26 protein-coding genes are annotated in these 22,656 nt (G+C 67.9%); 13 read left to right on the top strand and 13 right to left on the bottom strand.

The window, feature by feature from the left end; translation table 11 throughout:
- Nucleotides 1-16: 16 nt before the first annotated feature.
- Genes ABID41_RS15320 through ABID41_RS15310 form a run of 3 tightly spaced genes read left to right on the top strand, consistent with a single transcriptional unit; the run spans nucleotide 17 to nucleotide 3,712 of the window.
- Nucleotides 17-1,042, top strand: a complete 1,026-nt coding sequence (locus tag ABID41_RS15320) for an arginine N-succinyltransferase (protein ID WP_354297963.1) — start codon at nucleotides 17-19, stop codon at nucleotides 1,040-1,042.
- Nucleotides 1,029-2,438 carry a succinylglutamate-semialdehyde dehydrogenase gene (gene astD / locus ABID41_RS15315; protein WP_354297962.1) on the top strand — a complete coding sequence of 470 codons (1,410 nt, stop codon included), beginning with the start codon at nucleotides 1,029-1,031 and terminating at the stop codon, nucleotides 2,436-2,438. The genes ABID41_RS15320 and astD overlap by 14 nt, the downstream gene beginning before the upstream one ends.
- Nucleotides 2,435-3,712, top strand: coding sequence for an N-succinylarginine dihydrolase (locus ABID41_RS15310; protein WP_354297961.1), 1,278 nt, complete (start codon nucleotides 2,435-2,437; stop codon nucleotides 3,710-3,712). The genes astD and ABID41_RS15310 overlap by 4 nt, the downstream gene beginning before the upstream one ends.
- Here ABID41_RS15310 and ABID41_RS15305 read toward each other — a convergent pair.
- A complete protein-coding gene (locus ABID41_RS15305) occupies nucleotides 3,709-3,924 on the bottom strand; it encodes a DUF6356 family protein (RefSeq protein WP_331927612.1) in 216 nt (71 codons plus the stop codon). The genes ABID41_RS15310 and ABID41_RS15305 overlap by 4 nt on opposite strands.
- Nucleotides 3,925-4,030: 106 nt before the next feature.
- Between ABID41_RS15305 and ABID41_RS15300 the strand changes: the two genes are divergently transcribed.
- Together ABID41_RS15300 and ABID41_RS15295 are read left to right on the top strand one after the other, a co-directional pair.
- Nucleotides 4,031-4,498 (top strand): Lrp/AsnC family transcriptional regulator, encoded by a 468-nt coding sequence (locus ABID41_RS15300; protein WP_354297960.1) that lies wholly within the window; start codon nucleotides 4,031-4,033, stop codon nucleotides 4,496-4,498.
- 9 nt (nucleotides 4,499-4,507) lie between these two features.
- On the top strand, nucleotides 4,508-5,902 hold the full coding sequence (locus ABID41_RS15295; RefSeq protein WP_354297959.1) for an AMP-binding protein: 1,395 nt from the start codon (nucleotides 4,508-4,510) through the stop codon (nucleotides 5,900-5,902).
- 14 nt (nucleotides 5,903-5,916) lie between these two features.
- On the opposite strand, the gene ABID41_RS15290 is transcribed toward ABID41_RS15295, so the two are convergent.
- On the bottom strand, nucleotides 5,917-6,711 hold the full coding sequence (locus tag ABID41_RS15290) for a DUF1295 domain-containing protein (protein ID WP_354297958.1): 795 nt from the start codon (nucleotides 6,709-6,711) through the stop codon (nucleotides 5,917-5,919).
- A gap of 149 nt (nucleotides 6,712-6,860) precedes the next feature.
- Nucleotides 6,861-7,850, bottom strand: coding sequence for an aldo/keto reductase (locus ABID41_RS15285; RefSeq protein ID WP_354297957.1), 990 nt, complete (start codon nucleotides 7,848-7,850; stop codon nucleotides 6,861-6,863).
- Nucleotides 7,851-8,008: 158 nt separating this feature from the next.
- On the opposite strand from ABID41_RS15285, the gene ABID41_RS15280 reads away from it, so the two are divergent.
- Nucleotides 8,009-8,533 (top strand): GNAT family N-acetyltransferase, encoded by a 525-nt coding sequence (locus ABID41_RS15280; RefSeq protein WP_331927602.1) that lies wholly within the window; start codon nucleotides 8,009-8,011, stop codon nucleotides 8,531-8,533.
- 11 nt (nucleotides 8,534-8,544) lie between these two features.
- On the opposite strand, the gene ABID41_RS15275 is transcribed toward ABID41_RS15280, so the two are convergent.
- Together ABID41_RS15275 and ABID41_RS15270 are read right to left on the bottom strand one after the other, a co-directional pair.
- Entirely contained in the window at nucleotides 8,545-9,480 is a 936-nt protein-coding gene (locus ABID41_RS15275) for an amidohydrolase family protein (protein WP_331927600.1), read from the bottom strand.
- A 42-nt stretch (nucleotides 9,481-9,522) separates the two neighbouring features.
- Entirely contained in the window at nucleotides 9,523-10,092 is a 570-nt protein-coding gene (locus ABID41_RS15270) for a TetR/AcrR family transcriptional regulator (protein ID WP_331927598.1), read from the bottom strand.
- A gap of 97 nt (nucleotides 10,093-10,189) precedes the next feature.
- Between ABID41_RS15270 and ABID41_RS15265 the strand changes: the two genes are divergently transcribed.
- Nucleotides 10,190-10,960 carry an SDR family NAD(P)-dependent oxidoreductase gene (locus tag ABID41_RS15265; RefSeq protein ID WP_331927596.1) on the top strand — a complete coding sequence of 257 codons (771 nt, stop codon included), beginning with the start codon at nucleotides 10,190-10,192 and terminating at the stop codon, nucleotides 10,958-10,960.
- Nucleotides 10,961-10,970: 10 nt separating this feature from the next.
- The gene (locus ABID41_RS15260) at nucleotides 10,971-11,537 is read left to right on the top strand and encodes a hypothetical protein (protein WP_354297956.1); all 567 of its coding nucleotides are present in this window, start codon (nucleotides 10,971-10,973) and stop codon (nucleotides 11,535-11,537) included.
- Here the strand turns inward: ABID41_RS15260 and ABID41_RS15255 are convergent.
- From ABID41_RS15255 to ABID41_RS15245, 3 genes are read right to left on the bottom strand one after another with little or no spacing between them, the layout of a single operon-like run.
- A complete protein-coding gene (locus ABID41_RS15255) occupies nucleotides 11,521-12,342 on the bottom strand; it encodes a phytanoyl-CoA dioxygenase family protein (protein ID WP_354297955.1) in 822 nt (273 codons plus the stop codon). The two genes, ABID41_RS15260 and ABID41_RS15255, sit on opposite strands and share 17 nt — an antisense overlap.
- Before the next feature lie 13 nt (nucleotides 12,343-12,355).
- A complete protein-coding gene (locus tag ABID41_RS15250) occupies nucleotides 12,356-12,805 on the bottom strand; it encodes a Cif family virulence factor (RefSeq protein ID WP_354297954.1) in 450 nt (149 codons plus the stop codon).
- Nucleotides 12,806-12,863: 58 nt separating this feature from the next.
- Nucleotides 12,864-14,120: a cytochrome P450 gene (locus ABID41_RS15245; protein ID WP_331927588.1), complete on the bottom strand. Its 1,257-nt coding sequence runs from the start codon at nucleotides 14,118-14,120 to the stop codon at nucleotides 12,864-12,866.
- A gap of 183 nt (nucleotides 14,121-14,303) precedes the next feature.
- Between ABID41_RS15245 and ABID41_RS15240 the strand changes: the two genes are divergently transcribed.
- The 4 genes from ABID41_RS15240 to ABID41_RS15225 all read left to right on the top strand — a co-directional run bounded on the left by ABID41_RS15240 (nucleotide 14,304) and on the right by ABID41_RS15225 (nucleotide 18,973).
- Complete coding sequence (locus ABID41_RS15240) at nucleotides 14,304-15,650, top strand: FAD/NAD(P)-binding protein (RefSeq protein ID WP_354297953.1); 1,347 nt, start codon at nucleotides 14,304-14,306, stop codon at nucleotides 15,648-15,650.
- A gap of 75 nt (nucleotides 15,651-15,725) precedes the next feature.
- Nucleotides 15,726-15,983, top strand: a complete 258-nt coding sequence (locus ABID41_RS15235; RefSeq protein ID WP_331927584.1) for a hypothetical protein — start codon at nucleotides 15,726-15,728, stop codon at nucleotides 15,981-15,983.
- A gap of 90 nt (nucleotides 15,984-16,073) precedes the next feature.
- Entirely contained in the window at nucleotides 16,074-18,161 is a 2,088-nt protein-coding gene (locus ABID41_RS15230; RefSeq protein WP_354297952.1) for a M13 family metallopeptidase, read from the top strand.
- 56 nt (nucleotides 18,162-18,217) lie between these two features.
- Nucleotides 18,218-18,973 carry a TrmH family RNA methyltransferase gene (locus ABID41_RS15225; protein ID WP_354297951.1) on the top strand — a complete coding sequence of 252 codons (756 nt, stop codon included), beginning with the start codon at nucleotides 18,218-18,220 and terminating at the stop codon, nucleotides 18,971-18,973.
- Here the strand turns inward: ABID41_RS15225 and ABID41_RS15220 are convergent.
- From ABID41_RS15220 to ABID41_RS15200, 5 genes are all read right to left on the bottom strand, one after another.
- Nucleotides 18,970-19,386 carry a helix-turn-helix domain-containing protein gene (locus tag ABID41_RS15220; protein WP_354297950.1) on the bottom strand — a complete coding sequence of 139 codons (417 nt, stop codon included), beginning with the start codon at nucleotides 19,384-19,386 and terminating at the stop codon, nucleotides 18,970-18,972. The genes ABID41_RS15225 and ABID41_RS15220 overlap by 4 nt on opposite strands.
- 170 nt (nucleotides 19,387-19,556) lie before the next feature.
- Nucleotides 19,557-19,808 carry a hypothetical protein gene (locus ABID41_RS15215; RefSeq protein WP_354297949.1) on the bottom strand — a complete coding sequence of 84 codons (252 nt, stop codon included), beginning with the start codon at nucleotides 19,806-19,808 and terminating at the stop codon, nucleotides 19,557-19,559.
- Nucleotides 19,805-20,335 carry a cysteine hydrolase family protein gene (locus tag ABID41_RS15210; protein WP_354297948.1) on the bottom strand — a complete coding sequence of 177 codons (531 nt, stop codon included), beginning with the start codon at nucleotides 20,333-20,335 and terminating at the stop codon, nucleotides 19,805-19,807. The genes ABID41_RS15215 and ABID41_RS15210 overlap by 4 nt, the downstream gene beginning before the upstream one ends.
- The gene (locus ABID41_RS15205) at nucleotides 20,332-20,964 is read right to left on the bottom strand and encodes a GNAT family N-acetyltransferase (protein WP_354297947.1); all 633 of its coding nucleotides are present in this window, start codon (nucleotides 20,962-20,964) and stop codon (nucleotides 20,332-20,334) included. Before ABID41_RS15205 ends, ABID41_RS15210 begins: the two co-directional genes overlap by 4 nt.
- On the bottom strand, nucleotides 20,964-21,518 hold the full coding sequence (locus tag ABID41_RS15200) for a hypothetical protein (RefSeq protein ID WP_354297946.1): 555 nt from the start codon (nucleotides 21,516-21,518) through the stop codon (nucleotides 20,964-20,966). The genes ABID41_RS15205 and ABID41_RS15200 overlap by 1 nt, the downstream gene beginning before the upstream one ends.
- A gap of 102 nt (nucleotides 21,519-21,620) precedes the next feature.
- On the opposite strand from ABID41_RS15200, the gene ABID41_RS15195 reads away from it, so the two are divergent.
- Complete coding sequence (locus ABID41_RS15195) at nucleotides 21,621-22,598, top strand: LysR family transcriptional regulator (RefSeq protein WP_354297945.1); 978 nt, start codon at nucleotides 21,621-21,623, stop codon at nucleotides 22,596-22,598.
- Nucleotides 22,599-22,656 lie beyond the last annotated feature (58 nt).

Below are 22,656 nucleotides of genomic sequence, written 5' to 3'. Positions count from 1 at the left end.
TTCTGCGGAGGATGCCATGATCAGTTCCGGCGTCGTCATCCGCCCGGCCGCCCCTCGCGACCTGGAAGCCCTGCACGCCCTGGCGCTGAGCGCCGGGCTCGGCATGACCAATCTGCCGCCTTGTCGCGATCGCCTGGCGGGCCTGCTGGCCGCCAGCGCCGCGGCCCTGGCGGGCGAGCGCAAGGCCGGCAGTCAGATCCTGCTGGTCATGGAGGCCGATGGCGAGAACGGGCGCGAGGTGGTGGGCACGGGCTGCATATTCCCGAGCGTGGGCGGCGACTGGCCGTTCTACTCCTATCGCATCGGCCGGCTGCGCCAGACCTCGCAGGCCCTGGGCAAGGTGGTCGAGAACACCATCCTGACCCCGGTGAACGACTATGACGGTTCGGCCGAGGTCGGGGGGCTCTTCGTGCGCTCGGGCATGCGCGGCATGGCCGGAGGGCGGCTGATGGCCCGTAGCCGCTACCTCTTCATGGCCGAGCATCGCGACTGGTTCGGCGAGCGCGTGGTCTCGGAACTGCGCGGCTTCCAGGACGAGAGCGGCCGCTCCCCGTTCTGGGAAGCGGTGGGCCAGAAGTTTTACGGCCTGGAGTTTCGCGAGGCCGATCGGATCAGCGTGGGGGCCGGCAAGCAGGTCATCGCCGATCTCGGCCCGAAGTATCCCATCTACCTGAATCTGCTGCCGATGGACGCGGCGGCCTCGGTCGGGCGTTTCCATCCTGACGGCGCGCGGGCGCACGCCCTGCTGACCGAGGAAGGCTTCAAGTTCGAGGGCTGCATCGACATCTTCGATGCGGGGCCGACCATGGTGGCCGACATCGACAGCCTGCGGGCGGTCCGCGACAGCCGCGTCTCGCGCGTGGCGGCCATCGGACCCTGTGAGGATGGTCCCGAAGTGCTGGCCTGCATCGGCCGGGCGGAGGACTTCCGAGCGTCCCGCGGGCGCGTCTGGCGCGAGGATGACGAGGTGCGCGTGAGCCCGGAACTGGCCCAGGCGCTCGGAGTGAAGGTGGGAGATCATATTCGCCATGTCGATTTCTGAGATCATCTCCACCGACCCTTCGACCGATGCGGTGGTGTGGCGCGGCGCGGCGACGACGACCGAGGAACTGGACGCCATGCTGGCTCGCGCCCGCGCCGGCTTCGCGGACTGGTCGGCGCGCCCGCTGGAGGCGCGTCACGCGATCGCCCGCAAGTTCGCCGAACTGGCCAAGGCCCGCCGCGAGGAGATCGCCACCCTGCTGAGCCAGGAGACCGGCAAGCCCTATTGGGAGACCCTGACCGAGGCAGACACCGTGGCCGGCAAGGTCGAGGTCTCGATCCGCGCCCAGGCCGAGCGGGCCGGGGAGCGGGAAGGTGAGGCGGCCGGAGCCCGCGCCCGGCTGGCGCACCGGCCGCATGGGGTGCTGGCGGTGATCGGGCCGTTCAACTTCCCCATGCACCTGCCCAACGGGCACATCGCGCCGGCCCTGCTGGCCGGCAACGCGGTCGTCTTCAAGCCCAGCGAGAAGACGCCGGCGAGCGGGCTCTACCTGGCCGGGCTGTGGCGCGAGGCCGGCGTGCCGGACGACGTGCTGCAGGTCGTGATCGGCGGTCCGGAGACCGCCCGAGCCCTGGTGGCGCACGAGGCCATCGACGGGGTGTTGTTCACCGGCGGGGTCAATGCCGGACGGGCGATCCACGTAGCGCTGGCCGACCAGCCGCAGAAGATCGTGGCGCTGGAGCTGGGCGGCAACAATCCGCTGGTCGTGTGGGACGTGGCCGACGCCGAGAGCGCGGCGCACGTGATCGTGCAGTCGGCCTATGTCTCGGCCGGGCAGAGGTGTTCGTGCGCGCGGCGACTGATCCTGCCGGACGGCGCGGTGGGCGGCCGGATCATCGAGGCCCTGACCGGCGTTATCGACAAGATCCTGGTCGGCGCGCCCTTCGACGAGCCCGCGCCCTTCATGGGGCCGGTGATCGACCTGGCCAGCGCCAGGAGCCTGCTCAGCGCCCAGGCCCAACTCGGGGGCGTGCGGATCCGCGAACTGAAGCAGATCCACGCCAACCGCCCCTTCCTGACTCCGGGCCTCGTCGACGTGACGGGGCTGGCGGTTCCTGACCGGGAGAACTTCGGGCCGTTGTTGCAAGTGATCCGGGTTCCCGACTGGGCGAGCGCGATGGCCGCGGCCAACGCCACCCGGTTCGGCCTGACGGCGGGCCTGCTGTCGGACGACGAGGCGCTCTATCGACGGTTCTGGAACGAGGCGCGAGCGGGGATCGTCAACTGGAACCGGCCGACGACCGGAGCTGCGGCGACCGCGCCCTTCGGCGGGCCGGGTCTCTCGGGCAACCATCGGCCCAGCGCCTATTATGCGGCCGACTACTGCGCCTATCCGGTGGCGAGCCTGGAGGCCGACAAGGCGCAGTTCCGGATCGCCACGGGGCTGGCGGCTTGAGCGCCGTCGAGATCAATTTCGACGGCCTGCCGGGGCCGACCCACAACTATGCGGGCCTGTCGGTCGGCAATGTCGCCTCACAGTCCAATTTCGGCGAGGTCTCCTATCCGCGCGCTGCGGCGCTGCAGGGGCTGGAGAAGATGCGGCGGCTGATGGAACTGGGCCTGCCGCAAGGGTTCCTGCCGCCGCCCCGGCGCCCAGCGGCGCAGGCGCTGCGGGCGTTCGGTTTCCGCGGCGGTGAAGACGAGGTGCTGGCGGCGGCGGCCGAGAGCGATCTGGCCCTGTTCCGCGCGGCCTGCTCGGCCTCGAGCATGTGGCGGGCCAATGCGGCGACGGTGCTGGCGGCGCCCGACACCGCCGACGGCCGGGTGCATCTGGTGACCGCCAATCTCAGCGGCATGCTGCACCGGAGCTTGGAGGCCGACGAGACCTGGGCCCTGCTGAAACGGGTGTTCCCGAACGAGGATCGCTTCGCCGTGCATGGGCCGCTGCCTCACGGCCGCCACTTCGGCGACGAGGGCGCGGCCAATCACATGCGGTTGGCCGCCAGTCACGGCGCGCCCGGGATCAACGTCTTCGCCCATGGCGAGTCGCGGGGCGGGGCCTATCCCGAGCGGCAGAGCCGTCGCGCGAGCGAGGTGGTGGCGCGCCTGGCGGGGCTGGCGCCCGAGCGGACGCTGTTTGCTTTGCAGAACGCCGGGGCGGTGCAGGCCGGGGCCTTCCACAACGATGTGGTGGCGGTGGCCAACGGCCCTGTGATCTTCGCCCATCCGGAGGCCTTCGCCGATCCGGCCAGGCTCTATGGCGAACTGCACGCACGGTTGCCGAACCTGCAGGTGGTGGAAACTTTCGGGGTGAGCCTGGAGGACGCGGTGACGTCCTATCTCTTCAACTCGCAACTGGTGAGCCTGCCTGACGGCGGCATGGCGCTGATCCTGCCGTCCGACGCGCGGGAGAACGCGGCGGCCTGGAAGGCGGTCGAAGCGGTGCTGGCGGCCGACAACGCGATCACCCAGGCGGTGGTTGTGGACGTGCGCGAGAGCATGCGCAATGGCGGCGGCCCGGCTTGCCTGAGGCTGCGGGTTCCGGTGGACGGGCCGGCGCGGGCGGCGATCGACCCCCGGTTCCTGCTGGATGCCGCGCGCTGGGAAACCCTGGCGCGGGTGGTCGAGGCGCATTGGCCGGAGAAGATCGCGGCGGTCGACCTGGTGAAGCCGGAGCTGTGGACGGCGGCGCGCGAGGCGCACGCGGCGCTTGAGGCGGCGATCGCCTAGGTTTTCGCGGCGCGGCTACGCGCGCTCATCTGGATGTGGAGACGCTGTACGCAGAGGCTGGCGGTCCTTTCGAACAGGAAGGGGAAGATCGCGTGGACGAGGCAGGCGGCGCCCGCGGCAATGAGCGTCGCGCCGAAGCTGGACGCCTGGGCCAGATGCTGGCCATAGGTCTCGCCGACCGAACTCGGGTGTTGATTGAACGCTTGCAGCATCTTGGCCTCCATGACCGCGAAGCATGGCGCCAGCCGCGGAGAAATGGATTGTCGATCTAGGTGTGGATCTGCCATCACGTAGAACCAAATTCTACCAAAGGCGAAAATGTCAGATCATGCTTCTCTGGACGCGATCGATCGGCGAATCTTGCGCGAGCTGCAGGCCGACTCCACTGTCCCCATAGCCGAGCTGGCCGAGCGGGTCGGGCTGTCGCAGACGCCTTGCTGGAAGCGGGTGAAGCGGCTGGGCGACGAGGGGGTGATCGAGCGGCGCGTGGCGCTGCTGTCTCGGGAGAAGCTGGACCTCGGCCTCGTCGTCTTCGTCTCGGTGAAGACCAGCCGGCACGACGAGCAATGGCTATCGACCTTCGCCAAAGGCGTCGCTTCGCTGCCCGAGGTGACGGAGGTCTATCGCCTGGCAGGCGAAACGGACTACCTGCTGAAGGTGGTGGTTTCGGATATCGCGGCCTACGACCGGTTCTACAAGCGTCTGATCGCCACCGCGCCGATTAACGACGTCAGCTCCGCTTTCGCGATGGAGCAGATCAAGTTCACCACCGCCTTGCCGCTCTGAAAGGTCATCATGAACCTCTACGACCTGCTCGCCTCGCGCTTTCCGGCCGACCGTGGCGCGCCGGCCCTGCTGCTGCCGGACGGGGAAGCCGTGTCCTACGGCGCGCTGGAAGACGATGTAGCGCGGACCGCCGCCCTGCTGATCGAATACGAGGTCGAACCCGGCGACCGGGTGATGCTGCAGTCGGAGAAGAGCCTCGAGGCGCTGGTGGTCTATCTGGCGACCCTCAAGGCGGGGGCGGTCTTCGTGCCGCTGAACACCGCCTATACCGAGGCCGAGGTCGACTACTTCATCGAGGATGCGCAGCCGGTGCTGTTCGTCGAGGATGCGGTGGAACTGGTGGGCGACGCGCGCAGCCGCCCGCCGTTGGCCGCGAGCGTGGCGCGTGAGGACGATGACCTCGCCTCGATCATCTACACCTCCGGCACGACGGGGCGTTCCAAGGGCGCGATGCTGAGCCACGGCGCCCTGGCGGCCAACGCCCTGGCGTTGCATCAGGCCTGGGGCTTTTCCGAGTGCGACGTGCTGCTGCATGCCCTGCCGATCTTCCATGTCCACGGCCTGTTCGTGGCGACCCACTGCGCCCTGCTGTCGGGCGCGCCGATGGCGTGGCTCGCCAAGTACGAGGACGCGGCCGTGCTGAAGGCGATGCCGGACTGCACGGTGATGATGGGGGTGCCGACCTTCTATACGCGGCTGCTGGCCAATCCGGGCTTCACGCGGGGAGCGGCGGCGCACATGCGGCTCTTCATCTCCGGCTCCGCGCCGCTGCTGGAATCCACCTTCGCCGAATTCGAGGCGCGGACCGGCCAACGCATCCTGGAACGCTACGGGATGAGCGAGGCGGTGATCATTACTTCCAACCCGCTGGACGGCGAGCGGATCGCCGGCAGCGTCGGCTATCCGTTGCCGGGCGTCGAACTGCGCATCGCCGGCGGCGAGACCGGGGTGATCGAGATCCGCGGGCCGAGTGTCTTCAAGGGCTACTGGCAGATGCCGGAGAAGACCGCGGAGGAGTTCACCGAGGACGGCTTCTTCATCACCGGCGACGTGGGGCGGCAGGATCCGGACGGCCGGGTCTGGATCTCCGGCCGGGCCAAGGACCTGATCATCTCGGGTGGCTTCAACGTGTATCCCAAGGAGGTCGAGCTGATCCTCGACGAAATGGACGGCGTGGTCGAAAGCGCGGTGGTTGGCGTACCGCACGCCGACTTCGGCGAAGCCGTGGTGGCGGTGGTCATCGGCCGGGGCGAGGAGGCGGGAATGATCGCCGCCCTTCGCGAAAGACTAGCCGCCTTCAAGACCCCCAAGCGGGTGTTCTTCGTCGATGAACTGCCGCGCAACGCCATGGGCAAGGTGCAGAAGAACCTGCTGCGCGAGCAGTATGCGGCGACCTTCGCCTAAGGTCTGATCGGCTTTCAGTGGCGCCGCGGGGGCAGCGGGATGAAGAGCGAGGTGCGGTGGATATAGTCCCCGTAGCCGGGACGCCGGCGCAGCATCCGCCCCTCTATGCTGGGCGCTCCGCTCCAGAACACCAGCAGATAGGTCAGTAGCAACGGCCCGGGCAGGGCAGCCAGGCCGAGCCATCCGCTATCGACGGCGATCAGAAAGAGACCCCACCAGACGCAGGCTTCGCCGAAATAGTTCGGGTGCCGGCTGTAGCGCCAGAGGCCGAAATCGAGCACCTGGTCGGCGTTCTCGGGACTGGCGCGGAACCTGGCGAGCTGGAAATCGGCGGTCGCTTCGACGACGATGCCAAAGACCGCCAGGGCCACCCCGATCCAGGCCAGGAAGCCTAAGGTGACATTGGGTGAGACCTGTCCGAGGATCACCGGTAGAGCGACCACGAGTTGTAATGGCGCCTGGAATGCAAATACCAGCATCAGCGAGGCCTTGGCGAAGCCCCAGCCGCGTCGGGCGCCCGCCTGGCCGATGAGGACGACATAGCGGTGGTCCGGCCCTTGGCTCAGCCAGCGCCAGAGCAGATAGAGGCCAAGCCGCAGGCCCCAGACGGTGCAGAGCACGACCAGCAGCTCGGCGTGGGGGCCTCGATCCGCCAGGAAATAGGTCATCCAGGCCATCAGCACGATGCCCAGCGCCCACCAGATGTCGATGAAGCTGACGTCCTTGAGCCAGAGCGAGGCGAGCCAGAGCAGACTGAAGCATGCGGCGCAAACCGCGACATTGGCCACGAGAATATTGCTCGCGTCCATTCTCACAAGCCCCCCACCCAGCATCGCCGATGGGCGAAGCTACCTATGGATGCAGCCAGTTATTCACGCCGCCGTCAGTGAGGCAAATTGCCGCCCACGTTCATTGTGAACGGGCGGCGGTCGCGCCCCGCGGCCGCCGCAACGCGAGTTCAGGAGTCGATCAACGCCATGCCGCGCTCGTCATAACGTTGGCCGGAGACCCGGGCGGCCAGGCTATCCAGGCGGGCGATCTCGTCGGGGGACAGGTTGACGTCCGCCGCCGCGAGGTTGGACTGCAGGTTGGCTAACCGCGTGGTCCCTGGAATGGTGACGACATTGGGCTTGGCCGTCAGGACCCAGGCGAGGGCGATCTGCGAGGGCAGGGCGTCGCGCGCCTTGGCGAGGCTCTCGATCTCGGAGACCAGCGAAAGGTTGGCCTCGTAGGCCTCGCCTTGGAACCGCGGGCTGTTGACGCCCCTGTAGTCGCCTTCACTTGGCGTCCGATCGCGGGTGAAGGTTCCGGTCAGCAGGCCGCGGCCGAGAGGGGAATAGGCCACCAGAGTCACGCCGGTCTCCCGGCAGAGCGGCAGAACCTCCTTCTCCACGTCGCGGCTGAAGATCGAGTACTCCGACTGCACGGCGGTGATGGGGGCGACCGTCTGGGCCCGGCGCAGGGTCTCGGCGCTCACCTCCGAAAGGCCGATCGCGCCGATCTTGCCTTCCTCGACCAGCTTGGCCATGGCCCCGACAGTCTCCTCGATCGCAAGGTTCGGGTCCTTGCGGTGCAGGTAGTAGAGGTCGACATGGTCGGTGCGCAGCAGGCGCAGAGACTGTTCGATGGCGCGCCGCATATTGGCTTCCGATCCGTCGACGCCGCCCACGGCCCGGGTGGCGGGATCGAGGATCGGTCCGAACTTGGTGGCGATGAAGGCGCGGTCACGGCGGTCATGGAAGGCCGCGCCGAGCAGGGTTTCGTTGGCGCCGAAGCCGTAGAGCTCAGCGGTGTCGAAGTGGTCGACGCCGAGGTCGAGGGCCTGGTGCAGCAACTTGACGGCCTCGGCCTCGCTCATAGGCGGGCCATAGGCGATCGACATGCCCATGCAGCCCAGGCCGATGGCGTTCACGTCACGGCCGGTGCGGCCGATTTCCCGACGGATCATGGGTGACTCCGCAGATTTGGATTATGGGGGATGTGAGCGCTCACTCACATCGGAATAGATAGGCCCTGGCCGCGAAAGCGTCAAGCAAGCGCCGGTGTTCCGGTCCGGATGTGCGATTTCTGCTGGCGGGATGCGGCGTGTTGTGGATTTTCGATCCTATGCCTCTGTTCGCCGCCGCCGCCTCAGATCTCCCCGCCATCGCCGACCTGGTGAATTCCGCCTACAGGGGGGACAGTTCGCGACAGGGTTGGACGACCGAGGCCGACTATATCGGCGGCCAGCGCACCGACGCCGAGATACTGGCGCGCGACCTCGCCGAGGCGCCTTCGGCGCGGCTGCTGACGCTGCGCGACGAGGCAGGCGGTCCGTTGCTGGGCTGCGTCTGGCTGGAGCCGGCCGGCCAGGACGCCTGGTATCTCGGCATGCTGACGGTCCGTCCGGATCTTCAGGACCGCCAACTTGGGCGCACCATGCTGGACGCTGCGGAGGCCTATGTGCGCGAGCAGGGCGCGGGGCGGGTGCGCATGACCGTGGTCAATCTGCGAGACACCCTCATCGCCTGGTACGGACGGCGCGGCTATGCCCCGACGGGCGAGCGCCGGCCCTTCCCCTACGGTGACCAGCGCTTCGGCGAGCCGACCCGCGAGGACCTGGAATTCATCGTGCTGGAGAAGGCGATCTAGGCGAGGCGCCGTCAGCGCAGCCCTTCCAGCCTGATCGCGTCGAGTTCGGCGGCGGTCATGACGCCTGCCTGGTACAGGGCGAGGAATTCCTCCGAGAGGCTGAGCCCGAACATCAGCGGGTCGTCGGTGTTGACGGTCACGCGCACGCCCGCGTCGTGAAGACGGCGGATCGGGTGGTCTTCCAGGCGTTCCACGCGGCCGAGCTTGAGGTTCGAGGTCGGGCAGATGTTGAGCCGAACGCCAGCATCGGCCAGGGCGCGCATCACTTGCGGCGAGTCTGCGGCGGCGATGCCGTGCTGGACCTCGTCGAGTTCGAGCAGTTCAACGGCGCGCCAGACATCGTCCGCCGTTCCCCATTCGCCGACATGGGCCTTGAGGGAGAGGCCAGCGGCCTTCGCGCGGCGATAGAGTGGTGCGAAGACTTCGACGGGCTGGGCGAACTCGTCGCCCGAGAGGTCGAGCGTGCGAAAGCGGCCAAGTTCCAGCAGCGGCGTCATCCAGCGTTCGAGCGACCGGACCGAGCAATGGCGCGAGAAGCTCATCTGCGGAATCCAGTCCACCTGTGGTGCGCCTGCTATGTGAGCGTTCGCCAGCACGTCCCAGACCGCCTGGGCCGAATTGTCGTGAAGGGTGATCTCCCAGACGTCGGCGCCGACCTCCATGCGGCTGACGCCGTCCTTCCGAGCGCGAACGAAGGTTGCTTCGAAGGCGAGCGCGCGTCCGGTCGCGCTCCTAAACACACCGGCTGTCTGGCTGTCGGTCCAGGCGTGCATCTCGTCCATTGAGGAGAGCACGCCCTCAAGCGGGGCGATGTCTTGACCGATGCGCTCGTGGATGAAGTCGCGGCAGCCGCCGAGCACCGCGTGGATGTGCAGCTCGGCCTTGGGTGCGGCGCGCAGGCCGGCCAGATCGCCGGCTTCAAGGGCAGCTTGGAACGGGGTGGTCATCTCATTCCTTCAGATGCTGCGATGCGCCAGCCAGGACGCGGATCAGGCGCGCCAGGAGTCCAGCACGGCCTCGGCGGTGGCGTCCAGCTCGGCATCGGTCCACCGGCGGCCCTTGAGCTCGGTCTTCAGCATATGGCCGACCGGGGCGAAGAAGAGGTTGGCCAGCAGGTCGCCGGGAAGATCCTTGAAGAGGCCGCGTTCTATGCCGGCCGCGCGCAGACGGGAGACCGCGCCGGCGATCTGCTCGTGAGCGGCGCCGCCCTCGCGCTTTGATAGCGAGGACTCGGCGAAGCGCTGACCGAACATGAAAGCCTCCGCGTCGGAGCGGTAAGCCTCGTAGAGCTTGCGCCAGACCCGCTTGAGGCGGGCGTCGGGGGCCTCACCGCCAGCTTCTCCGTCGCTGATGGCCTCGAACACGGCGCGCTTGATGCCGCGATAGACCTCGATCAGCAGGTCGTCCTTGGAGGGGAAGTGGCGATAGAGCGTGCCTTCGGCCACGCCGGCTGCGCTGGCGATGGCTGCGGTGGTGGCGGCTTCCAGACCGTCGCGCGCGGCGATCTCGAGGGCTGCGCGCAGCAGCTTGTCCCGCGTCGTGGTCGGGGTGGTGAGCATGGGCTCACAAATTGTCGGGCGCTGGCCCATGTCAAGCCTGCGCAAGGGTCGCGCCCTCGGCTAGAACAGCGGTCAACGAAAATTTGGGGAGTGGAACATGGACCTGGGACTGAAGGGCAAGAAGGTCGTTGTCACCGGCGCGTCGCGCGGGATCGGGCGGTCGATCGCCGAGCTGTTCGCCGACGAGGGCGCGGACGTGGCGATCTGCGCGCGCAACCCTGACCAGGTGGCGGCGGCCGTCGAGGCGTTGAAGGCCAAGGGCGTCAAGGCCTGGGGCCAGGCGACCGACATCGCCGACGGACCGGCGCTGAAAGCCTTCGTGACCAAGGCCGGCGAGATCTTGGGCGGCATCGACGTCATGGTCTCCAACGCCAGCGCTCTGGTGCAGGGGACGGGCGAAGCCGAGTGGCAGGCCATGTTCGACGTCGACGTGCTCGGCGCCGTGCGCTCCTTCGAAGCGGCCAAGCCGTTCCTGGAGAAGGCCGGCGAGGCCAGCGGCGATGCGGCCTTCCTGATCACCGCCTCGGTCTCGGCGGCCGAGGCCAGCAACGCCTCCTGCTATGGAGCGATGAAGGCGGCGCTGATCCACTACGCCAAGGGTCTGGCCCGCGAGAACGCCGCCAAGCACATCCGGGCCAATGTGGTCTCACCGGGCACCGTGTTCTTCGAGGGCGGGGTCTGGGGCAATGTGAAGGCCGGCATGCCGCAGTTCTTCGATCAGATGATCAAGCGCAACCCGACCGGCCGGATGGCGAGCCCGGAGGAAGTGGCCGCGGCCACCGTGTTCCTGGCCAGCCCGCGCTCGGCCTTCACCACCGGGATCAACATGGTGGTCGACGGGGCGATCTCGGTGCGGGTGAACTACTAAGGGCAAGCCTTTGGATTACGAATATTTTCAGGTCACCCTGGGGCGCGAGCGAGCGGCCCAGAAGGAACTGGCCGGCCACCTATACGCCCAGGCCTCGACGCGGGCGGTGTTCGCGCCGCTGCTGGGCTTCGCCTCCGACCAGGCGCTGGTTCTGACGGTGGCGGGCGGAGATATCGCCGGCGCGCCGGGAGTCGTGGCAAGCGAGCGCCATCGGCTGTCTCCGACACTGCGACCGACGGACGACAAGCCGCCCCTGCCCGGCGGGATCTATGTCCACAACTGGTTCACGATCGACGGCGAGGCGGTCGAGGAGTTCGTCCGGCTATCGGGCGAGGCGTGGCCTGATTTCGAGCGGCGCTTCGAGACCAAGATCCACGGCCTGTTCCTGGCGCAGGAGAACGCCGCGGACCGGGCTTCGGGCGCGCGCCGGCTGCTGCTGATGACCCGCTATCGGGACCTGGGCGAATGGCAGGTTTCGCGCGACCCGACGAGCGACGCCATGCAGGTCTTCCTCCGGCGGCGGGAACTGACCCGCGTGTCGCTGGCCCGGGCCTGCGTGCTCATGCCTCGCGGCTGAGCGCCTGACGGTCCACCGGCGTGACCCAGTCGTCCTCCAGGCTCTTGAGCGGGTGCGAGCCGGTGACCTGGCCCATGAAGGGCGGCCAGATGTTGTAGCCGAGCAGGGACTGGAGGCGTGGCGACATGGCCTTCACCCGCTCGCGAGAGACGCCGAGGTAGAAGTTCTCCTGAGTGCGGCCCCAGGGCTCGCAGTACTGATTAGTGAAGGCCAGGCGGGGGGCGTCGCTGCGGTTGGCGCCACCGCGGTGGAGCAGGGTGCCCTGGAAGACAACGGCGCCGCCGGCCGGCATGATCACCGGGCGCAGCATCTTGGCGGCCTCGTTCGGATCGAGGGCGGCGATATCGGCGTCGCTCCAGCGATGGCTGCCGGGAATGACGTCGGTCGCGCCATTGGTGTCGGTGAAGGCGTCGATGGCCCCGACCAGCGAGAGGCTGATGGCGGGCCGCGGGCGTGGCTGGCGGTAGAAGCCGTCGTCGCTGTGAAGGCCCTGGGCCTTCTCGCCCGGATAGATGCAGATGGCCTGGCTGGCGGTCAGCAGGTAGCCGGGCTGCAGGAAACGGTCGAGGAGGGCGAGTAGCCGGGGTTCCTCGGTCAGGTGCTCGAAGACCGGGCCGCGGGCGACGAGGGTGTAGACCCGCTCGGTGGAGAAGCCCTCGAAGGCGTTGCGGCCGTGGTGGGTTCCAAGGTGCGGGGCCAGGGCTGCGCGGGCCTGGGCGAGCGCCCCGGCGTCGGCGAAGTCCTCGATCACGGTGTAGCCGTCGTTGGTCAGGCGCTGGACGTGAGCCTCGATGTCGAACGGCATGGCGGCTTCTCCCTCATTCGAATGAGGGCAGCGTAAGGCCTTGGCGCTCGTTGTCCCATATCATCGAGATGATCCGCCAGCGGCCGTCGGCCTCGCGGAAGAGCTGGATGGAGTTGATCCCCCGCCGCTCGGGCGTGTCATCGTCCGGCGAAGTCTTGGCCTCATAGGCGCTCCAGACGTGGGCCATGGCGCCGAATATGTCGATCTTCCGCGCGATCTCGACCTCGTAGAACGCGTTGACGTCGAAGAACGACTGGACGTCGGCCTGGTAGTCCGCCTGACCCATGATCCTGATCTGGGGGCGGAGATCCTCGGAGAGCCAGGTCCGCATCTGGCGTGCGTCAGGGTGGAAGATTTCGGCCTGCAGGGCCCAGTCGCGCGGGCCGGCGGGGCCGGAAATCATGGCGTACATGGCGTCGACGACGGCGCCGATGTCGGTGGGGTCGAAGGGCAGGGTGTTCATGCGAAACGAGCCTAGGCCGCAAGGCCCAGGCTCGCCAAACGCTTCGCGGCGAAACCGGTCAGAAGCGCTTCGGAATGACCACCTTCATCGACTCGTAGCCCTTCACGAAGGTCGAGTAGATGCGCTTGGGCTCGCCCACGAGCTGGATGTCGGGGAAGCGCTTCATGATCTCTTCCCAGATGATGGTGAGCTGCAGTTCGGCCAGGCGGTTGCCCACGCAGCGGTGGATGCCGAAGCCGAACGACATGTGGTTGCGGGGCCGCTCGCGGTCGATGATGTAGTCGTTCGGGCGCTCGATGGCGTCCTCGTCCCGGTTGCCGGAGACGTACCACATGACGACCTTGTCGCCCTCGCGGATCTGCCTGCCCTGGAACTCGAAGTCCTGGGTCGCCCGGCGGCGCATGTGGGCCAGAGGGGTCTGCCAGCGGATGGTCTCGGAGACCATCGAGGGGATCAGCGAGGGGTTCTCGCGCAGCTTCCTGTACTGATCGGGGTTCTGGTTCAGCGCCAGGACCGAGCCGGAGATGGTGTTGCGGGTGGTGTCGTTGCCGCCGACGGTGAGCAGCACGACGTTGCCGAAATACTCGCGGGGCGTCATGTCCCGGGTGTCGGGGCCATGGGCCAGCATGGAGATCAGATCGCCGGTCGGCTCGGCGTTGACCCGCTCGTTCCACCGCTCGGTGAAGTAGGCGTGGTAATCGACGAAGATCTGCATCTTCTCTTCGATGGTGTCGATCAGCCCGTGGCCGGGGACCGCGGTCACCACGTCCGACCAGTAGGTCAGCTTGCGGCGGTCGGCCTGGTCGATGCCGAACAGGGTGGCCAGGGTCATGGCCGTCAGTTCCATCGAGACCTTATCGACCCAGTCGAACTCTTCGCCGATGGGCAGTTCGTCGAGGATCTTGGCGGCGCGTTCGCGGATCAGCGGGCCCAGAATCTGGAGGTTGGTCGGCGACACCGCCGGGCTGACGGTCTTGCGCTGGATGTCATGCTTGGGCGGGTCCATAGCGATGAACATCGGAAGCGGGCCTTCCTCGCCGTTCTGATCGGCGATGGTGATGCCCGGCTCGGAGGAGAAGACCTGGTGGTTCGTGTCGACCGCCATGATGTCGTTGTACTTGGTGATCGACCAGTACGGCCCGTATTCGCTCTCGGCCGTGTAGTGAACGGGGTCCTCCTTGCGGAGACGTTCGAAGTTCCACCACATCTCGTTGGCCTGGAAGAGGGCCGGCTGGGCGGGATCGATCTGGTCGAGCGGCGTCGAATAGGCCAGCGCCTTGGCGTCCTTGGTCAGATCTATATTTCCGTCGCTCATGAATTCCTCCTCCAATACGGGCGCGCCCCAGCTCTCTGGCTAAAGATGACGCTGGCGTCAAGTTTAGCGCGCCTTTCCGCAGCCGTCCCATCCGATTTGCGGTCGAGCGCAGATTTTCTGCCGTTCAAAAGTCCACAAAAATGATAGGAATTAACTTCGGGAGTCAGCGGAGTTGAGCGAGTCATGACAGGTCGGCCCACAGTCGCGGTGGTGGGGGCGGGGTTTTCCGGCCTGCTGACGGCCCTGCATCTGGCCGCCGATCCGGACGGTCCGGTAGTGCGCCTGATCGAGCGTGGCGACGCCTTCGCCAGGGGAGCGGCCTATTCCACCGCCAACCCGGACCATCTGCTGAACGTCCGGGTGTCCAATATGAGCGCCTATCCGCACGATCCGGAGCACTTCACCCGCTGGCTGTCCCAGCACGAGGGCTGGAGCTCTCACGGCGGCTTCGTCACCCGCGGGGTCTATGGCGACTATCTGCAGGATCTGCTGCGCAGGGCGCTGAAGGAGACCGGCGGAGACCGGCTGCTGCTGGAGCATGACGAGGCGGTGGACGTGGAGCGTTCAGGCGCGGGCTGGAGGGTCCGGCTGGCGCTGGGACGGACCATCGAGGCGTCGGCGGTCGTCCTGGCGCTGGGGGTGCTGCGCCCGGCGCCGCCGGCCTCGGCCGCGGCGGCCCTGCTCGAATCGGGCCGCTATATCGGCGACCCCTGGGACCCGAAGGCCCGACTGGACGAGGAGGCGACGGACGTCCTGCTGCTGGGGGCCGGACTGACGATGATCGACGTGGCGATCAGCCTCTGGCGGCCGGGCCGGCGGTTCGTCGCGATATCGCGCCGGGGGCTGATGGCGAGGCCGCACGCCTCGACTGGAGCCGAGCTGACGATCAACCCGGCGGGCTCGCCGCTGCAACTGCTGCGGGCGGTGCGGAAGGCCTCGGAGAATGGGCGCTGGCGTGAGGCGATCGACGCGTTGCGGCCACACGTTCAATCGATCTGGCTGGGCTGGAGCCTGGCCGAGCGGCGGGCCTTCCTGCGCCATCTGCGGCCGTGGTGGGATGTTCACCGCCACCGCCTGGCGGCGGGCGCCGCCCGCCGCATCGGCTTGATGATGCGGGGACGCGAACTTGTCGTGCGGGCGGGGCAGATCACCGGCCTGGACTTGGGAAAGGACGAGGTCGAAGTCGCCTGGCGTCCCCGTGGCGGCCGGGTGATGCGCCGGCTGTCGGTGGACGCGGTGGTCAATTGCGCGGGGCTGCTGGGGGATTTGGAGGCCTCGCCTGATCGGCTGCTTTCCAGGTTGCTGGCTCGGGGCCTCATTCGTCCCGACGCCTGCCGGCTGGGGGCGGACGTCGACGCTGGCTCGCATCTGATCGGGGGCGATGGCGTGCCCCAGCCGGGGCTGTTCGCGGTCGGGCCGCTGACCCGCGGGGCGTTCTGGGAGATCACCTCCGTGCCCGACATCCGCAGCCAGGCGGCGGGAGCGGCCCAGACGATCCTATCGGGTCTGCGGCGCGCGGCGGCGGCATGAGGCGTGCGTCGGCGGGCGGAGGAACGGGCGCGAACGCGGCTCGTTGATGAGGCTGCTGAGAAAGGAGCTTTCGACATGAAGCTCAGCCTGATCGTCGCCGGTGTTGCGACTCTCGCTCTGACGGCGGCCTGCGACCGTCGGCCGGAGCCCACGGGGGAAACGACGGGCGCGGCCATGCCCGACACCAGCCAGCCGACCATGGTGCCCGGTCCCTCGAAGATCGGCGCGCCGGACGCCGGCGATACGGGCGTGGTGCCGGCGGACGGCTCGGCGGCCCCGGTCCAACCCACGCCGCCGGTGCAGCAGTCCCCTCCGGCGCCGGCCGCCAAGTAGCGATCGACGATGGAAGTTCAATCCGTCGCCTCCACAGGGGAGGCGGCGCCAGTGTAAGAGAGCCGCAAGCGTCATCGCCTGGAGCTCTTGATGAACTGGAAGTCCCTGTTGCTGGCCGCCTGCGCGCCGCTTCTCCTGAGCGCCTGCGCGACGGCCGCGCCTTCGGCTGAGATCGCCGCGCCAGCCGGAAAGCCCAAGTTCGGAACTTTCGGTTTCGATGTGGCCGGCATGGACCGCACCGTCGCGCCCGGCGACGACTTCTACGCCTTCGCCAATGGCGGCTGGATGAGGGCGACCGAGATCCCGGCGGATCGCGGCAGCTTCGCCACCTTCACCGCCCTGGCCGAGCTGGCCGCCGAACGGACGCGGGCGATCATCGAGGATGCAGCCAGTTCCGATGCGCCGCAGGGCTCGAACGCCCGCAAGATCGGCGACTACTACGCCAGCTTCATGGATGAGGCGGCCATCGAGGCGGCGGGCGCGGCGCCGCTGAAGCCGGAACTCGACGAGATCGCGGCGATCCGCACGCGGGCCGACCTTTCGCGCGAACTGGGCGCTACGCTCCGGAGCGACGTCGACGCTCTGAATGCGACGGACTACACGACCGACCGGCTCTTCGGCCTGTGGGTGGCCGAGGACATGAACGATACCTCGAAGTATCGGCCATACCTGATGCAGGGCGGGCTTTGGATGCCCGACCGCGCCTACTATCTGGATGAAACGCCGCGCTTCCAGGAACTGCGGGCCAAGTACAAGGCTCACATCGTGCGGATGTTCGCACTGGCGGGCTTCACGGACGGCGAACGGCGGGCCGAGCGGGTGCTGGCGCTCGAGACCGCCATCGCCAGGACGCATTGGACCGTCGACCAGACCGGCGACGTCGCCAAGGCCAATAACGTCTGGACGCGATCGGACCTCTTCACCCAGGCGCCGGGCATGGACTGGGACGCCTGGCTGCGCGGAGCGGGCCTGGACCGGCAGGCGACGTTCGGGCCCTGGCAGCCCAGCGCGCTCGCCGGCCTCTCCAAGCTGGTGGGAAGCCAGCCCCTGGCGGCCTGGAAGGACTATCTGGCGTTCCACGCCATCGCCCGCGGCGCGCCCTATCTCTCCAAGGCGTTCGTCGATGAGCACTTCGCCTTCAACGGCACGGCTCTGGCCGGAACGCCTCAGCAGCGGGACCGCTGGAAGCGCGGCGTCGACAACACCAGCGTCGCTCTCGGCGAGGCGGTGGGCAAACTCTATGTCGAGCGCCACTTCTCCCCGCAGGCCAAGGCGCAGATGAAGGAGATGGTGAGCAACATCCTCGTCGCCTTCGATGCGCGGATCGACCGGCTCGACTGGATGAGCCCGGAGACCAAGGCCAGGGCGAAGGAGAAGCTGAAGGGCTTCCGCGTCGGCGTCGGCTATCCCGACAAGTGGCGCGATTATTCGGCGCTCGAGGTCGTGCGCGGCGACGCTTATGGGAACTGGCGGCGTAGCGAGCTCTTCGAGTACCGGCGCAACCTCGCCAAGCTGAACGGGCCGGTGGACCGCGACGAGTGGTGGATGACGCCCCAGACGGTCAACGCCCTGAACCTGCCCATGCAGAACATGATCGTCTTCCCGGCGGCGATCCTGGAGCCGACCTTCTTCGATCCTAATGCGGACGCGGCCGTGAACTACGGGGCCATCGGCGGGGTGATCGGACACGAGGTCGTGCACGGCTTCGACGACACCGGCGCGCTGTTCGACGCCCGCGGCGACCTCCGCAACTGGTGGACGCCGGCCGACATGGCTCAGTTCAAGGCGCGCGGCCAGGCGCTGGCCGACCAGTACAGCGCCTACGAGCCCCTGCCGGGCCTGCGCCTCAACGGCGCCCAGGTGCTGGGGGAGAACATCGCCGACCTGGCTGGCCTGGCGGTCGCCTACGACGCCTATCACCTGTCGTTGAAAGGCAAGGCCGCGCCGGTCATCGACGGCTTCACCGCCGATCAGAGGTTTTATTTCGGCTGGGCGCAGAACTATCGCTCGAAGTTCCGCGAGGCCTCGCTGCGCAAGGCCGTGCTGTCGGACGTACACTCGCCCGGCGAATACCGCGCCCAGACAGTGCGCAACCAGGATCCCTGGTACGGCGCCTTCGACGTGAAGCCCGGCCAGAAGCTCTATCTGGCGCCCGACCAGCGGGTGAAGATCTGGTAGGGCAGGTCATCCGCATCGACGATCCGGCCGACCCGCGGATCGCGGCCTATCGGGACGTGCGCGAGCGCGACCTGGTGGGCCGGCAGGGCTTCTTCGTCGCCGAGGGAGAGGTGGTGCTGCGCGTGCTCGTCCGCTCGCCTCTGGTGACGGCCGAGTCGCTGCTGCTGGCTGAAAAGCGGGTGGCCGGGCTGGCCGATGTGATCGCGGGACTGCCCGACGATGTTCCAGTCTATTCGGCCAGTCAGGCGGTGATGGACGCGGTGGTGGGGTTTCCGATCCACCGGGGCATCCTGGCGCTCGGCCGCAGGGTGCAGGAGCCTTCGGCTTCGGCGCTGCTGGCCAGCCTGCCGGACGAGGCGCTGGTCCTGGCGCTCTGCGGGATCGCCAATCACGACAATATGGGCGGCCTGTTCCGCAACGCCGCGGCCTTCGGAGCGGACGCGGTGCTGCTCGACAGCGCCTGCTGCGATCCGTTCTATCGCAAGGCCATCCGAGTGTCGGTGGGCGCGGCCCTGATCAAGCCGTTCGCACGCCTGGCGCCGGGCGAGGATCTGCTTGCCCTGTTGGCGGCGCACGGCTTCGAGGCGCTGGCGCTCAGTCCGCGGGGCGCGCAAACCCTGACTGAGACCCCGCGTGCGCGACGCACCGCCGTGTTACTGGGCGCCGAGGGGCCAGGCCTTTCGGAAGCGGTCCTCAAAAACGCGAAAGCCGTCCGCATTCCAATGGCGGACGGCTTCGACTCGCTGAACGTGGCGGTGACCGCCGGTGTGGTCCTGCATCACCTCGCCTTCGCGGCGAGGCGAGAGGATTAGCGGGCGCGGCGGACGCCGACCGTACGTTCGTCCGATTCCTCGATGAGGGACCGGGTGAGGTTCAGGATGGCGGTGCGCATCGAGGGTTGCTGTACGCTGGCGAAGGCCTCGAGCAGTTGCACCGCGCCGGGCACCGCGAGCTTTTCGAACAGGCTCTCGTCGCTCATCGGCGTGGGGGTTTCGCCGACCAGTTCACCGACGGTGGTGTCGAGCTTCTGAGCGATGCGGACCAGCATCGACGCCGACACGCGGTTGGCGCCGCGTTCGTACTTCTGCACTTGCTGGAAGCTCACGCCCAGGTGTTCGGCCAGGGTCGATTGAGAGATGCCGAGCCACTTGCGGCGCACGCGGATGCGATGACCCACGGCGACGTCGATGGGATCGGGTCCTTGATCTTCGGGATTCTCGTTCACTGACTGTAGTCCTTAAATCACGGCGCGCTTTAGCGCTTACGGCTATGTCGCATGGGCGTAAGCTGCGCCGCCACACCTTTATCGTGAGCGGGACGTTCTGCCGCAATGGGCCCTTAACATTCGCCTGGAGGGCGAATTGTGACGAGCGGGGCCGATTTTGCTCATGGATCTCAGGCGTCCATCCCGCGCCCGGAGACGATGGCCTGGACCTGCTCGATGACGGCCAGCGCCACCTCTTCGCCTTCGGATTCGCAGATCTCCCGGGCGCGCCGGATGATGCACGCCAGGGCGCGGTTGTCGCGTGGGCCGAGCTGGCTCGCTAGCAGCAGGAGTTCGCGCGCATCCGGCTCCAGGTGACGGAGGCAGTCGCGTTCCGACCAGGCCTCGCCGGGGGAGGCCGAAGGGACTCTGATGTCGCTCATGGCGCGTTGGCCGCGCAGATGGTCGCGGCCTCCTCTCGAAACAGGTCCGTCGAAGACGTGAACCGGCAGGGGACCGAGAGCCCCAGCACGGTGGTGGCGATGGCCCGGTGCAGCACGGTCTCGTCCTCGGCGGCGAAGACCGCATCGGTCAGGATATCCACCGGTAGGCCGCGATCGAGGGCGGCGAAGGTCGTGGCCAGGATGCTGTCGCCGAGTGAGAAGCCGATCAGGGCCAGCGGCGCGGCCAGGCCCTGGGCGGCATGGGCGAAGCCCAGGTTGGAAAAGGCCGAGGCTCCGGGGCGGAGATAGATCGGCTCGCTGGGCAGGGGCTCCAGGCCGGGAATGGGGCGACCGTCGTGCGGCCCGGCCTCGCGCCGATGAACGTGCAGGATCGGCCAGCGGCGGCGCCGCGCCTGGCGCAGCACCTCCCCGCACGCCCGAGCGGTGGCGGCCGCGCCGGGCAGGCCGGCCGCTCTTGCCCTTTGCAGGTCGAGGCAGACCAGCGCCGCGGGTGGGGACCGCCTCATCGCGACTGCTGGCCGAGATTGGTGGCGGGCCGACGGGCCGACCGATCGAGGACGCCCGTCTCGTCCCAGGCGCCTTCGGGCCGCAGCAGGACCATCGGGTCGCTCTCCAGCGTAATGGCGTCCGCCGGCGGCGCACCCTCGACGACCATCTCGACATAGTCGTGGTCGGAGAAGACAAAGCCCTTGCGGCCGCCGCGAACCCGGGCGTTGAAGTACTGCTCCCAGAAGGGGATCAGCCGCACCTGGCCATGTCCCAGGATCTGGCGGTAGTTCTTCTTTTCGGCCAGGCGCTTGGCAGCGAGGATCAGCATCAAGGTGGCGCGGCCGCCGCGATGCTCGCGGCGTACGGCGACCCGCTCGACCTTGGCGAAGTCGGCGAACCAGCGAATCCGCAGGGCGCCGATCGGTTCGCCCTCGCGCCGCATCAGAAGGTGGGTGCTGCCGGCGAAGTCGTTGCCGTCATACTCCTCGTCATAGGGACAGGCCTGCTCGCCCATATAGACCAGGCTGCGGACGGCCATGGCCTGCATGATCTCCGGCAGGGTCCGGCAGACCAGGATCTCGATCGCCGCTTCGTCGACCTCGGCCTTGGGCCGCGTTTCCTGGGGCATGCTGACGTTGGCGTTCATCAGGCGGCGGCCTGCATGGCGCTCCATGGCGGTGCGACCACCAGGCCGCCCGGGCCAGGGACGTGGCGCGCGCCGATCCGCTTGAGCAGGGCGCGCTCGCCGCCGGGCGTCGCGGCCCGTCCATAGAGCGGCAGTTCGGGGAAGAGGACCCGGTGGATGTGGAGCGCCCCGGCCACGGCCGCGCCGCGTCCACGCCATGTCGCTCCGGCCATGCCCCAACCATAGATGGCGACGAGCGGATCGCCGGGGCGGGCGATGAGCTCGATCGGCGGCTCTATCCCGTCGAAAACGCCGGCGGCGAGGCCAGGCATGGCCGCGAGCGTCAGCGGGATCACCGCGATCACGCCAGCCAGCTTCCCGTCGTCGTAGCGGGCGAAGGAGGATGCGGTCGTGAGCCGCTGGACGCGGGCGAGGGTCTCGACGGTGGCGATGACCGGGCCGACCGTCTGCACGGCCAAGGCGTGGCCTTCGACGATCGCGGTTTCGTCGGCCAGGACAAAACCAAACTTCGCCAGTCCTCGATGACAGCGTTCGGCGAAATCACGAATGATCATCACAGCATCGCTTTCTTGTGCGAAGGTGGGTTTTGGTAGAGCGTCAATGTTCGAGTGTGCAGCCTCGAAGTTCGTATGAGGCCCCCACGCGATAGGCGGCCGATGGATAAAGGCGACGGCGGACACGCCGACTGGGATGACATCAAGACCTTCGTTGCGGCCGCGCAGACTGGCAGTTTCGGAGCCGCCGCCCGACGCCTGAGAACCACACAGCCAACGGTCACCCGCAGGATCGAGGACCTGGAGCTGCGCCTCGGAGCGCGGCTTTTCGATCGCGGCCTACGCGGCGTTTCGCTGACCCGCGCAGGGGAAATGGTCTACGACAGGGCGCTAACCATGGAGCGGGCGTCGCGAGAGATCGAGCGGCTGAGCCTGGATCATGACTCACCCGACAGCGGCGACGTGACCGTGGCCATTCCCGAGGGTTTGGGAGCCTATGTCCTGGGGATGGAGGTCGCCGGATTCGTCCGCGAAAACCCGCTGATCCGCTTAGGGATCGACTGCGGCTTCTATCCGGAGAACCCGGTGGACAGCCATGTGGACCTGTCCATCCAGCTCGTGAGCGCCGACGGAGCGCCGGAACTGCAGGCGACGCCCCTGGCTACGCTTCACTACGCCCTCTTCGCGTCGCGGGAATACCTGGAAACGTATGGCAGCCCCACGCGGATCGAAGAGGCCGTAGGTCACAGGTTCATCTATCACTCGGCCCAGGTGAGCGCGCGCGGGCGCTGGGAGGCGAAGACCTCGGCCTTCCTCGAGCTGAGCGCGCCGTCGATGGTGGTGAACTCGTCGACCCTGATGCTGCACGCCATCCAGCGCGGGGCGGGGATCGGCGCCATTCCGACGGCGATCGTCTCGGTCGAGCCGGACCTGGTCATGCTGGATATTCCGCCGCTGGCGATTTCCACCGTATGGCTGTGCCATCATCGGGAAGCGGCCAAGACCGGACGCGTGGCGAAGGTCGCCCGGTGGCTGACCGAGGTGTTCGACGCCCGGGAGCGCCCCTGGTTCCGGCCGGAGTTCATCCACCCCAGCGAATTTGAGAGCTGGTCCTGGCCGGCCGCGACAGGGAGGGGTTGAGCTATTGCTGAGATACAACCACTTCATCCGGCTTTAACCTGAGCCGTAGACGCTTATC

The organism is Phenylobacterium koreense, from assembly GCF_040545335.1.
GTDB lineage: Bacteria > Pseudomonadota > Alphaproteobacteria > Caulobacterales > Caulobacteraceae > Phenylobacterium > Phenylobacterium koreense.
The sequence above is the reverse complement of the archived record's forward strand: the minus strand, read 5'-3'. Positions and strand labels throughout refer to the sequence as shown.

Bases quoted from the DNA above. Each gene is read 5' to 3' on its own strand.
- ABID41_RS15255 (WP_354297955.1), bottom strand. From the start codon at position 12,342: ATGCCGTTCGACATCGAGGCTCACGTCCAGCGCCTGACCAACGACGGC.
- ABID41_RS15285 (WP_354297957.1), bottom strand. From the start codon at position 7,850: ATGATCCGTCGGGAAATCGGCCGCACCGGCCGTGACGTGAACGCCATC.
- ABID41_RS15250 (WP_354297954.1), bottom strand. From the start codon at position 12,805: ATGAACACCCTGCCCTTCGACCCCACCGACATCGGCGCCGTCGTCGAC.
- ABID41_RS15300 (WP_354297960.1), top strand. From the start codon at position 4,031: ATGTCAGATCATGCTTCTCTGGACGCGATCGATCGGCGAATCTTGCGC.
- astD (WP_354297962.1), top strand. From the start codon at position 1,029: ATGTCGATTTCTGAGATCATCTCCACCGACCCTTCGACCGATGCGGTG.
- ABID41_RS15290 (WP_354297958.1), bottom strand. From the start codon at position 6,711: ATGGACGCGAGCAATATTCTCGTGGCCAATGTCGCGGTTTGCGCCGCA.
- ABID41_RS15280 (WP_331927602.1), top strand. From the start codon at position 8,009: ATGCCTCTGTTCGCCGCCGCCGCCTCAGATCTCCCCGCCATCGCCGAC.
- ABID41_RS15210 (WP_354297948.1), bottom strand. From the start codon at position 20,335: ATGAGGCGGTCCCCACCCGCGGCGCTGGTCTGCCTCGACCTGCAAAGG.
- ABID41_RS15305 (WP_331927612.1), bottom strand. From the start codon at position 3,924: ATGCTGCAAGCGTTCAATCAACACCCGAGTTCGGTCGGCGAGACCTAT.
- ABID41_RS15295 (WP_354297959.1), top strand. From the start codon at position 4,508: ATGAACCTCTACGACCTGCTCGCCTCGCGCTTTCCGGCCGACCGTGGC.
- ABID41_RS15195 (WP_354297945.1), top strand. From the start codon at position 21,621: ATGGATAAAGGCGACGGCGGACACGCCGACTGGGATGACATCAAGACC.
- ABID41_RS15275 (WP_331927600.1), bottom strand. From the start codon at position 9,480: ATGACCACCCCGTTCCAAGCTGCCCTTGAAGCCGGCGATCTGGCCGGC.
- ABID41_RS15215 (WP_354297949.1), bottom strand. From the start codon at position 19,808: ATGAGCGACATCAGAGTCCCTTCGGCCTCCCCCGGCGAGGCCTGGTCG.
- ABID41_RS15265 (WP_331927596.1), top strand. From the start codon at position 10,190: ATGGACCTGGGACTGAAGGGCAAGAAGGTCGTTGTCACCGGCGCGTCG.
- ABID41_RS15235 (WP_331927584.1), top strand. From the start codon at position 15,726: ATGAAGCTCAGCCTGATCGTCGCCGGTGTTGCGACTCTCGCTCTGACG.
- ABID41_RS15200 (WP_354297946.1), bottom strand. From the start codon at position 21,518: ATGATCATTCGTGATTTCGCCGAACGCTGTCATCGAGGACTGGCGAAG.
- ABID41_RS15270 (WP_331927598.1), bottom strand. From the start codon at position 10,092: ATGCTCACCACCCCGACCACGACGCGGGACAAGCTGCTGCGCGCAGCC.
- ABID41_RS15245 (WP_331927588.1), bottom strand. From the start codon at position 14,120: ATGAGCGACGGAAATATAGATCTGACCAAGGACGCCAAGGCGCTGGCC.
- ABID41_RS15240 (WP_354297953.1), top strand. From the start codon at position 14,304: ATGACAGGTCGGCCCACAGTCGCGGTGGTGGGGGCGGGGTTTTCCGGC.
- ABID41_RS15230 (WP_354297952.1), top strand. From the start codon at position 16,074: ATGAACTGGAAGTCCCTGTTGCTGGCCGCCTGCGCGCCGCTTCTCCTG.
- ABID41_RS15320 (WP_354297963.1), top strand. From the start codon at position 17: ATGATCAGTTCCGGCGTCGTCATCCGCCCGGCCGCCCCTCGCGACCTG.
- ABID41_RS15205 (WP_354297947.1), bottom strand. From the start codon at position 20,964: ATGAACGCCAACGTCAGCATGCCCCAGGAAACGCGGCCCAAGGCCGAG.